This is a genomic window from Methylobacterium mesophilicum, assembly GCF_036441335.1.
Taxonomy (GTDB): domain Bacteria; phylum Pseudomonadota; class Alphaproteobacteria; order Rhizobiales; family Beijerinckiaceae; genus Methylobacterium; species Methylobacterium mesophilicum_B.
This window is the reverse complement of record NZ_MLBW01000037.1, coordinates 1-9,352: the sequence shown is the minus strand read 5'-3', so window position 1 is coordinate 9,352 and position 9,352 is coordinate 1. Positions and strand designations below refer to the sequence as shown.

At 73.4% G+C, this 9,352-nt stretch carries 9 protein-coding genes; 2 read left to right on the top strand and 7 right to left on the bottom strand.

Annotated elements, in window-relative coordinates; genetic code table 11:
* Nucleotides 1–367, top strand: a 367-nt coding sequence (locus MMR14E_RS28505) for a YidB family protein (RefSeq protein WP_331318978.1), incomplete at its 5' end; no start/stop codon positions are given.
* A 48-nt stretch (nucleotides 368–415) separates the two neighbouring features.
* On the opposite strand, the gene MMR14E_RS28500 is transcribed toward MMR14E_RS28505, so the two are convergent.
* The 4 genes from MMR14E_RS28500 to MMR14E_RS28485 all read right to left on the bottom strand — a co-directional run bounded on the left by MMR14E_RS28500 (nucleotide 416) and on the right by MMR14E_RS28485 (nucleotide 2,846).
* Complete coding sequence (locus MMR14E_RS28500; RefSeq protein WP_331318976.1) at nucleotides 416–754, bottom strand: MmcQ/YjbR family DNA-binding protein; 339 nt, start codon at nucleotides 752–754, stop codon at nucleotides 416–418.
* Between the two features lie 128 nt (nucleotides 755–882).
* Nucleotides 883–1,548, bottom strand: coding sequence for a dihydrofolate reductase family protein (locus tag MMR14E_RS28495; protein ID WP_331318975.1), 666 nt, complete (start codon nucleotides 1,546–1,548; stop codon nucleotides 883–885).
* Nucleotides 1,541–2,041, bottom strand: coding sequence for a VOC family protein (locus MMR14E_RS28490; protein ID WP_331318974.1), 501 nt, complete (start codon nucleotides 2,039–2,041; stop codon nucleotides 1,541–1,543). Before MMR14E_RS28490 ends, MMR14E_RS28495 begins: the two co-directional genes overlap by 8 nt.
* A 13-nt stretch (nucleotides 2,042–2,054) precedes the next feature.
* The gene (locus MMR14E_RS28485; protein WP_331318973.1) at nucleotides 2,055–2,846 is read right to left on the bottom strand and encodes a VOC family protein; all 792 of its coding nucleotides are present in this window, start codon (nucleotides 2,844–2,846) and stop codon (nucleotides 2,055–2,057) included.
* Between the two features lie 99 nt (nucleotides 2,847–2,945).
* On the opposite strand from MMR14E_RS28485, the gene MMR14E_RS28480 reads away from it, so the two are divergent.
* Nucleotides 2,946–3,638, top strand: a complete 693-nt coding sequence (locus MMR14E_RS28480) for a helix-turn-helix domain-containing protein (protein ID WP_331318972.1) — start codon at nucleotides 2,946–2,948, stop codon at nucleotides 3,636–3,638.
* Nucleotides 3,639–3,735: 97 nt separating this feature from the next.
* Here MMR14E_RS28480 and MMR14E_RS28475 read toward each other — a convergent pair whose 3' ends face one another.
* From MMR14E_RS28475 to MMR14E_RS28465, 3 genes are all read right to left on the bottom strand, one after another.
* Complete coding sequence (locus MMR14E_RS28475; RefSeq protein ID WP_331318970.1) at nucleotides 3,736–5,775, bottom strand: YgiQ family radical SAM protein; 2,040 nt, start codon at nucleotides 5,773–5,775, stop codon at nucleotides 3,736–3,738.
* Nucleotides 5,776–5,916: 141 nt separating this feature from the next.
* Entirely contained in the window at nucleotides 5,917–8,229 is a 2,313-nt protein-coding gene (locus tag MMR14E_RS28470; protein ID WP_331318968.1) for a CHASE domain-containing protein, read from the bottom strand.
* Between the two features lie 97 nt (nucleotides 8,230–8,326).
* Nucleotides 8,327–8,965, bottom strand: coding sequence for a hypothetical protein (locus tag MMR14E_RS28465; RefSeq protein ID WP_331318966.1), 639 nt, complete (start codon nucleotides 8,963–8,965; stop codon nucleotides 8,327–8,329).
* Nucleotides 8,966–9,352 lie beyond the last annotated feature (387 nt).

Here is a 9,352-nt window from a genome sequence, read left to right as displayed (position 1 = left end):
CGGCCCGGCGGGTGGCGCCAGCGGCGGCTCCAGCGGCGGCTCCGGTGCCGGCCTGGGCGGTCTCCTTGGCGGCCTGCTGGGCGACCGGCGCGGCGAGGCTCCCGGCGGGTTCCTGCACAGCGGCCTCGGCGAGATGCTGGACCGCTTCCAGCAGGCCGGTCACGGGGCGGCCGCCCAGTCCTGGGTCAACCCGGGACCGAACCAGGAGATCGCGCCGCACCACCTGGAGCAGGCGATCGGACCCGACGTCCTCGCGGCCCTCACCCAGCGGACGGGACTGTCCCGCGATGAGCTGCTCTCCCGGCTGTCCCGCGAGCTCCCCAGGGCCGTCGACCGCTACACGCCCGACGGACGGATCCCGGCCTGAGGTCAGGCCGGCGGACGGATCCCGGCCCGGCCCTGTGGGTCGGGACCGTCACGGTCGGCGGGGCGTGCGCGGCTTCGGCGCGGCGAGCCGGTGGGCCGCCGTCAGGGCCGACATCAGGGTCGCCTCGTCGACGATCGCGAGGTCGCACCGCGTCGCGCCCATCCGGCCCCAGCCGCCCGGAACGGGGCTGAACGCCGCCGGCACCTGCTCGCAGAAGAAGTCGCGCAGGTCCGGGTCGAACATCAGGTTGATGTCGTGGGCGACCGCGTCCAGCGTCGCGAAGGTCTTGCGCGGCGTCCGGAAGGCCGTCCTATGGAAGTGGGGGGCGGAGGTCACCGCCTCCAACGTCGCGATGAGCGCCCTCACGCGCGCGATATCGACGCCCATCGCGAGCCTCCTCCCCCGGTCCGGCGCTCGCGGAACCGCGGCCGGTATCCGAACGGACCCGCTGCCTCCGGCACCCTCGCCCGAGGGCGCCGGCTCGAGGGCCGGCCCGTCGCCCCCTGAGCGATACTCTACCAGCGGCCCGCCGCCTGGCGCGCGCGGAGCGCGAGCTCGTCCGCGCTCGGGGGTTTGCTGGCGAAACTGCCGGTCTGGACCGCCCCGTCCCGCGCGAGCACCGCGACGTGGACGCCCTTCGGCGAGTGGCTCTGCTCGACCAGCGTCCAGGTGCGGGCCGCCGCCGGGTCGTCCGCGTACCAGCGCTTCCCGCGGCCGAGCATGACCGGGAAGGTGATCAGGACGATCCGGTCGACCAGGCCCGCCGGGAGCAGCGCCGGGTAGAGCATGCTGCTGCCCTGGATGAGGAGGTCGGGTCCGTCACTCTCCTTGAGGCGCGCGACCGCCGCGACGGGATCGCCGGCGAGACGGTGGCTGTTGGTCCAGCCGAGCGCTTGGTCGGACGCGGTCACGACATGCTTGCGGATCGCGTTGAAGGTCGCGCCGATCGGCTGGTCGGCGTTGTGCGGCCAGTAGGCGGCGAAGATCTCGTAGGTTCGCCGGCCGAGCAGCAGCTCGTAATCGCCTCCCAGCAGCTTGCCCATCGGCCCGGCGAGCGACGCGTCGAAGTACGGGAAGGTCCAGCCGCCGTGCGCGAAGCCGGTCTGATCCTCCTCCGGACCGCCCGGTGCCTGGATCACGCCGTCGAGGGACTGGAAGAGGGAGCCGGTGATCTCACGCATGGGCGGAGTCTCCGCGGAGGGCGGCCTCGATCCGGGCGATGTCGATCCGGCGCATGTTCATCATGGCCTCGAACGCGCGCCGGGCCGCGGCCCGGTCGGGGTGGCTGTTCGCATGCAGGAGCGCGCGCGGTGTGATCTGCCAGGAGAAGCCCCAGCGGTCGGTGCACCAGCCGCACGCGCTCTCCGCGCCGCCGTGGCCCACGATGGCGTCCCAGTACCGGTCGGTCTCCGCCTGATCGTCGGTCAGCACCATGAAGCTGACCGCCTGGTTGGCCCGGAAGGCGGGGCCGCCGTTCAGGCCGACGAACGGCCGGCCGAGGACCGTGAACGCGACCGTGAGTTCGTCGCCCGCGGACCCGCCGGGGAAATCCGCGGGGGCGTTCATGGGTGCGCCGACATGGCTGTCGGGGAAGGTCGCGGCGTAGAACTCCGCGGCCTTGTGGGCCTCGCCGCGGTCGAACCACAGGCAGGTCGTCAGCTTGTCGCTCGTCATGGCCGGACGCTCCTCACGCGGCTTGCCGCGGGCCGGCGAGGCCGAGCTGGTGGCCCCCCGGATCGGCGATGTTGGCCGCGTAGCTGCCGCCGGGGATCGGGTCGGGCCCCTGGAGGACCCTGCCGCCCCTGTCCCGGACCGTCGCGAGCGCGGCGTCGATGTCGGCGACGTGGATGTACCAGTTCCAACGCGCCGGCGCGCCGGTGGCCGCGCTCGACATCACCGCGCCGGGGCGCAGATCGCCCCGCCCGATGAAGGCGTACTCGCCCATCTCGCCCATCGGCATGGCGCCGAGCTTCTCCCAGCCGAGGAGCGCCCCGTAGAAGGCGATGGCCGCCGCGGGGTCGGGGGTCGCGAGCTCGATCCAGACGCCGTGGCCGCGGGTCTGCTCGGTCCCGAGCGGCACCGGCCCGAAGGCCCGGCTCTCCCCGGGATGGGCCGGGTCCATCGCGGCGAAGACCGCGCCCTGCGGGTCGCTCACCATGGCGAAGCGGCCGACATGGGGGATGTCGACGGGTCCGAACCGGATCGCGCCGCCGAGATCGACCGCGCGGGCCACCAGGGCGTCGACGTCCCGCGTCGCGAGGTAGATGGCCCAGCCCGGAAGGCCGGGCGCCTCGGGCATCGGCCGCCGGATCCCGGCCACGGGCGCCCCGTCGGCCTCCGCGATCCGGTAGCCGCCGTGCTCGGGCATCGGCGACGGCGCGACGCGCCAGCCGGCGACCGGCTCGTAGAAGGCCTGCGCGGCGTCCGGGTCGGCCGCGTTCAGCTCGAACCAGATGGGGGTCCCCTCGGCGGGTGGCATCGGGCGCTCCTCCGTGACAATCGGCGCTACGGCCGCTGCGCGGCGCCCCCTAAGGCCCCGCTTTGCCCAGGCTCGCATCCTCGGTTACACAATGCAACCATGAAGTCAGAAAAAATAACCGAACGGGCGTCCGGAGCGCGCGAGCGCCTGTACGACGATGCCTGCGGCACGGCCCTCGCGCTGGAGTTCATCGGCGAGCGCTGGTCGCTGCTGATCATGCGGGAGCTGGTCTACGGCCCCCGGCGCTTCGGCGAGATCCGGGCGAACCTGCCGGGGATCAGCGCGAACGTGCTGACGCAGCGCCTGGAGAGCCTGGAGGCGGTGGGCATCGCCCTGCGCTACCGGCTGCCGTCGCCGGCCAACGTGCAGGTCTACGATCTCACCGAGTGGGGCCGCGAGGCCGCGCCCCTGATGCGCGACCTGGGCCGCTGGGCCGCCCGCTCGCCGCGGCACGACCCGAGCCTGTTCATGTCGGCGGCGTCGGCCATGATGTCGCTCGAGGCCCTGATCGACCGCGGGCGGGCGGCGGCGCTGTCGGCGACGGTCGCGTTCCACTTCCCCGGCGAGAATTTCGTCGCGACGGTGGCCGGCGGCGGGATCCGCGTGCGCCGGGGCGTCGCGGAGGCGCCCGATCTCGCCTTCACCGGCGACACGATGGCGATGCGCCGCACGATCTACGGCAAGGCGCCCCTGGACCGGGATGGCGCCGGCGGCACGCTCGCCGTCGCGGGACCGGTCGACCTGGCGCGGTCCTTCATCGACCTCTTCACCCTGCCGATCAAAGCGGGCTGACGCGCCCGTCCCGCGGCTCGCGCGGGTGGCGCCGGAACGGTCCCCGACGGCGCGCCGGGTCGGGGCAGGATTCATGGAGGCCCGGCGCGCCGGGCCGTCACTTGCGCAACGGAACGCCCTTCGTGGTGAAGCGCTGGCCGCCGCCCGTGTAGCGGGGTCGCGGCTGGCCGCCCGTCCGGCCCGCACCGGCGCCGGTTCCCGGCGGCTGCGAGAACGGCACGAGCTGGTCCGGCCGCGGCCCGATGAGATCGGCACGGCCCATCTCCCGCAGCGCCTCGCGCAGCAGCGGCCAGTTCTCGGGGTCGTGGTAGCGCAGGAACGCCTTGTGCAGCCGGCGCTGGCGCAGGCCCTTGATCGCCTCGACCGACTCGCTGCCGCCGCGCTTCACGCCCCGCAGCGTGTTGATCTCGGTGTGGTACATCGCCGTGGCGGTCGCCATCGGCGAGGGCAGGAAGGTCTGGACCTGGTCGGCGCGGTAGTTGTTCTTCTTGAGCCAGAGCGCGAGGTGCATCATGTCCTCGTCGGTCGTGCCCGGATGAGCCGCGATGAAGTACGGGATCAGGTAGTACTTCTTCCCCGCCTCCTTGGCGGCGGCGTCGAACATCTCCTTGAACCGGTCGTAGGTGCCGATTCCCGGCTTCATCATCTTGTCGAGGGGGCCGCGCTCGGTGTGCTCGGGCGCGATCTTCAGGCGGCCGCCGACGTGGTGGGTGACGAGCTCCTTGATGTATTCGGGGCTCTTCACCGCGAGGTCGTAGCGCACGCCGGAGGCGACCATCACCTTCTTGACGCCCTTCACCTCGCGGACCTTGCGGTAGAGCCGGATCAGGTCGTCGTGCGAGGTGTTCAGGTTCGGGCAGACGTCCGGGAAGACGCAGGACGGAAGCCGGCAGGCCGCCTCGATCTTCGGATCCTTGCAGGCCATCCGGTACATGTTCGCCGTCGGCCCGCCGACATCCGAGATCACGCCCGTGAAGCCCGGGGTCTTGTCGCGGATCCGCTCGATCTCGCGCAGGATCGAGCCCTCCGAGCGGTTCTGGATGACGCGGCCCTCGTGCTCGGTGATCGAGCAGAAGGTGCAGCCGCCGAAGCAGCCGCGCATGATCGTCACCGAGAACTTGATCATGTCCCAGGCGGGGATCTTCGCGTCGCCGTAGGACGGGTGCGGGGCGCGGGCGTAGGGCAGGTCGTAGACCGCGTCCATCTCGTCGCTTCTCAGCGGGATCGGCGGCGGGTTGAGCCACAGGTCGCGGTCGCCGTGGCGCTGGACGAGCGGGCGCGCGTTGCCGGGATTGGCCTCCCGGTGCAGCACGCGCGAGGCGCGGGCATAGGCCTCCTTGTCGTCCTTGACCTCGTCGTAGGCGGGGAGCCGGATCACGGTCTCGCCGGGCCGGCGTGTGGCGGCCTCGTCCGTCGAATCGAGGTCGTCGGCGGGCAGCTCGGTGTAGTGGGCCGGCACACGGCGGAACAGGGCGACGCCCCGGATCGCGTCGAGCTGGTGCGGCGCCTCGCCGGCCGCGAGGCGGTTCGCCACCTCGACCACGGCGCGCTCGGCGTTGCCGTAGATCAGCAGGTCCGCCTTGGCGTCCGCCAGGATCGAGCGGCGCACCTTGTCGGACCAGTAGTCGTAGTGGGCGATCCGGCGCAGCGACGCCTCGATGCCGCCGAGCACGACCGGCACGTCCTTGAAGGCCTCGCGGCAGCGCTGCGTGTAGACGATGGTGCAGCGGTCCGGGCGCCGGCCGCCCTCGCCGCCGGCCGTGTAGGCGTCGTCGTGGCGCAGCCGCCGGTCCGCCGTGTAGCGGTTCACCATCGAATCGAGGTTGCCGCCGGTGACGCCGAAGAACAGGTTCGGCTTGCCGAGCGCCTTGAACGGCTCCGCCGAGTGCCAATCGGGCTGGGCGATGATGCCGACCCGGAACCCCTGCGATTCGAGCAGCCGGCCGATGATGGCCATGCCGAAGCTCGGGTGGTCCACGTAGGCGTCACCCGTCACCAGAACAATGTCGCAGGAATCCCACCCGAGCGCCGCCATCTCGGTGCGGCTCATGGGCAGGAACGGCGCCGCAGGCCCGCGCGGCGACGGCGTGCGGACGGGGGGCGCCAGAGGGTGGTCGGCGGTCGCTTGCAGGTCCATGGTGTCCCTGCATAGGCCTCCGGGGCCGCGATCTCAACGAATGGCAGGGCGGCGGTGGCCGCGGCCGTGCCGCCCGAGGTCGCCCTGCGCCGATCCGGCGCAGGTCCGGGAGCGCCCGCGGGCCGCCGATGCCCGCCGCGTTCAGCGCGCGATCATCTCGCGGATGCGGGCGGCCAGGGCCTCCACGGCGAAGGGCTTGGTCAGCACGGCCATACCGGGCTCGAGACGCCCGTCGCCCGGCAGCGCGGTCTCGGCGAAGCCGGTGATGAACAGCACCCTCAGGTCCGGTCGGCCGACCCGCGCGGCGTCCGCCATCTGGCGCCCGTTCATGCCGCCGGGCAGGCCGACATCCGTGACGAGCAGGTCGATCCGGGCGCCCGACTGCAGCACGCTGAGCCCGCCCGCGCCGTCCGCGGCCTCGATCGCCGTGTAGCCGAGGTCGCTCAGCACGTCCGTCACCAGCATGCGCACCGTCGGCTCGTCGTCCACGATCAGCACGGTCTCGCCCGCCTCGGCCTGCGCCATCCGGCCTCTGCCCGGGTCGGGCCCGTCCGCGTCCGCCTCTCCGAAGTGCCGCGGCAGGTATATGCACACGGTCGTACCCTGGCCGACCGTCGAGGTGATCCGGACCTGACCGCCCGACTGCTTGGCGAAGCCGTAGATCATCGACAGGCCGAGGCCCGTGCCCTCGCCCATCGGCTTGGTGGTGAAGAACGGGTCGAACGCCCGGGCGACAATCTCCGGCGGCATGCCGGTGCCGGTGTCGGACACGCAGAGCGACAGGTACGGCCCCTCCGGCATGTCCTGCGCCTCGGCCTGCTGCCGATCGATCCAGCGGTTGTCCGTCTCGATGGTGATCCGGCCGCCCTCCGGCATCGCGTCCCGCGCGTTGATGCAGAGGTTCAGGAGCGCGTTCTCCAGCTGGGACGGGTCCGCCAGGGCGGCCCAGAGCCCGTCCGCACCGACGTGCCGCACCTCGACGCCCGGCCCGACCGTGCGCTGGATCAGGTCGAGCATCCCTCGGACCAGCCGGTCGGCGTCGATGGCCTTGGGCGCCAGCGTCTGGCGGCGCGAGAACGCGAGCAGGCGGTGGGTCAGCGCCGCGGCCCGCCGGGCGGCGCCCTGGGCGGCGGCGATGTACTTGCCGACATCCTTCGACCGGCCCTGGTTGATCCGGGCCTCGATCAGCTCCAGCGAGCCCGAGATGCCCGCCAGCAGGTTGTTGAAGTCGTGCGCCAGCCCGCCGGTGAGCTGGCCCACCGCCTCCATCTTCTGCGACTGGCGCAGCGCCTCCTCCATGCGCGCCCGCTCCTCTCCGGCCTGCCGCAGCCGGTCTGCCGCCGACTGGAGATCGCGCGTCCGCTCCTCGACGCGGACCTCCAGCGACGCGTTGAGCTGGCGGATCTCGTCCTGCGTGCGGCGCTGCCGGTAGGCCGCGAAGGCCAGGAGGGCAGTGGCGAACAGGCCGCCGCCGCAGACGAGCCAGATCTCCGGCAGCGCCGAGCCGCGCCGGGGCGAGACGCGCTGCGCGAACGCGACGGTCCAGGTGCGGCCGCCGAGCTCAAGATGCGCCTCGCGGGTGAGGCGCCCGGCCCCCGCCGCGGAGGCCCGCGCCGAGCGGTGCAGCAGGGTCGCCTCGCTCGGTGCGCCGTCGTAGATGGCGAAGGCCGCGTCCTCCTCGGCCTCCGCCGCCACGATGCTGTTGAACAGGTCGTCCGCCCGGAAGGCGCCGAAGACGAAGCCCAGGAAGCGCTGCCGCCGCGCCTCGAGGTCCGGCGGGACGGCGCCGTTGGCATAGACCGGCATGGCCACGAGGAAGCCCGCCTGCTTGTTCGCGTCGATCTCCTGGACGAGCTGGATCCGCGCCGAGGCGGCCGGCCGGCCCGTGTCGCGGGCGCGCTCCACCATGTCACGCCGCACCGGGTCCGACATCACGTCGTAGCCGATGGCGGCGAGGTTGCGCGGGTTCGGCGGCTCAGCGAACAGGACCGGGCTGATCATCGGGTTGTCGGTCGGCGGGCGCACCCGGGCATTCTCGACGCCCAGGGCCGCGGCCCGCGCGGCGAACGACTCGCGCGCGGCGGCGGGCAGGGTCGGCGTGAAGCCGATGCCGAGGAAGCCGGGATAGAGGCGCTGCAGCTCGATCCGCTGCACGTAGGCCCGGAACTGGGCCAGCGTGACCGTGTCGCCCTCGGCGGCGAACAGGCCGGCGGCGCCGCGCAGCAGGGCCGTGTAGGTGCGGAACTGGTCCTCGACCGTGCGCAGCTCGATCTCGGTGGCGTGCTCGAAGGTCAGGCGGTCGCGCAGCGCCGCCGCCTGCCACGTGAGGGCGGTGCTCAGCCCGGTCGCCAGCAGGCCGGCGGCCAGGATCGCGGGCGCGATCCACCGCGCCGCGCCCGCCCCGCGGCGGGCCGCGGTCGCGACAGGACCCTGCGATGAGGAGAGGTGGGGCAAAGGGCGAGACCGGACTTCGACAGCGGCCCAGCGACGCGGGCCCGCCCCGGGATGCAAGGCTATGGTGGCGTCACAGGGGCGGTTCTGCGCGGCGCGCTCAGGGCGCGCGGCACTCCATCGCCGACGCGGCCTCGATCACGCTGAGCGCCCGGCGCCGCACTTCCAGCGCCGCGTCCGGGCTGTCCGAGACGGCAGAGGCCTCGCGCTTCAGCGCCGCGTCGCAGCCGCACGAACGGTATCCCGCCGCGTCGTAGCAGGCGTCGTGGCGCATGCACGCCGCGTCGAGGGCGTCGGTCGGCGGCAGCCCCTCACCGCGCTGCCCCGTGCCGCAGTAATTGCCGTGGAACAGCTCCTTGCCGGCGATGACCCGGCCCAGGTCGCCCTTCGGCGGTGCCGGGGCCTCGGCCTTCCCGCTCGGGTTCAGATCGTTGGCCGGCCCGCCCGCCTTCGCCCCGGAGGAGCGCAGGGCCTTCGGGATGCCGGAGCGCTCGCCGGGCTCGTTCAGGGCCTCGCCGGCCCGGCCGTTCGGGTCCGAGATATCCGGGAGCGGCGGGGGCGGCCCCGGGCGGGGCTCGCCCGGCTCGACGGTCGCGGCGGGCAGGTCCCGGACATCCCGCACGTCCTCGACGCTCCGGACGCCCTGGACCTCTTGCGGGTCCCGGAGACCCTGCGCCCCGGACGCGTGCGGGCAGACGACGAGCAGCAGCCCGAGCGGTGCGAGGAGTGACAGTCTCACGGATGGCCCCCGATTCAGCCGCCCCTCAACTCGAAGCTCGGCTTTACCGTTCCGGAATTCCGCCCGCCACGGTTACGGCGGCCTTGCGCGGGGACGCGGGACCGCGGGTCGGCGCGGTCCCGTGCGCGGGCGCACGGGGGTCCGTCCCGCCTGTTGGACCGCGGGTTCGCGGCTCCCACATCGCGGGGTAACGCGGCCGGGATGATCCCGGCGATGGATCAACGCTGGACCTCCGCCATGACCTCTCGTCTTCTGATCGGCGCCGTGATCGGAATCGGCCTGTCCGGGCCCGCCCTGGCGCAGAGCTTCACCGCCCCCGCCGGCATCCCGGCCGTCACGGCGCCCGGCGGCCTCCAGGGCCGCGCGACGCCCGCGGATCTGCGGACC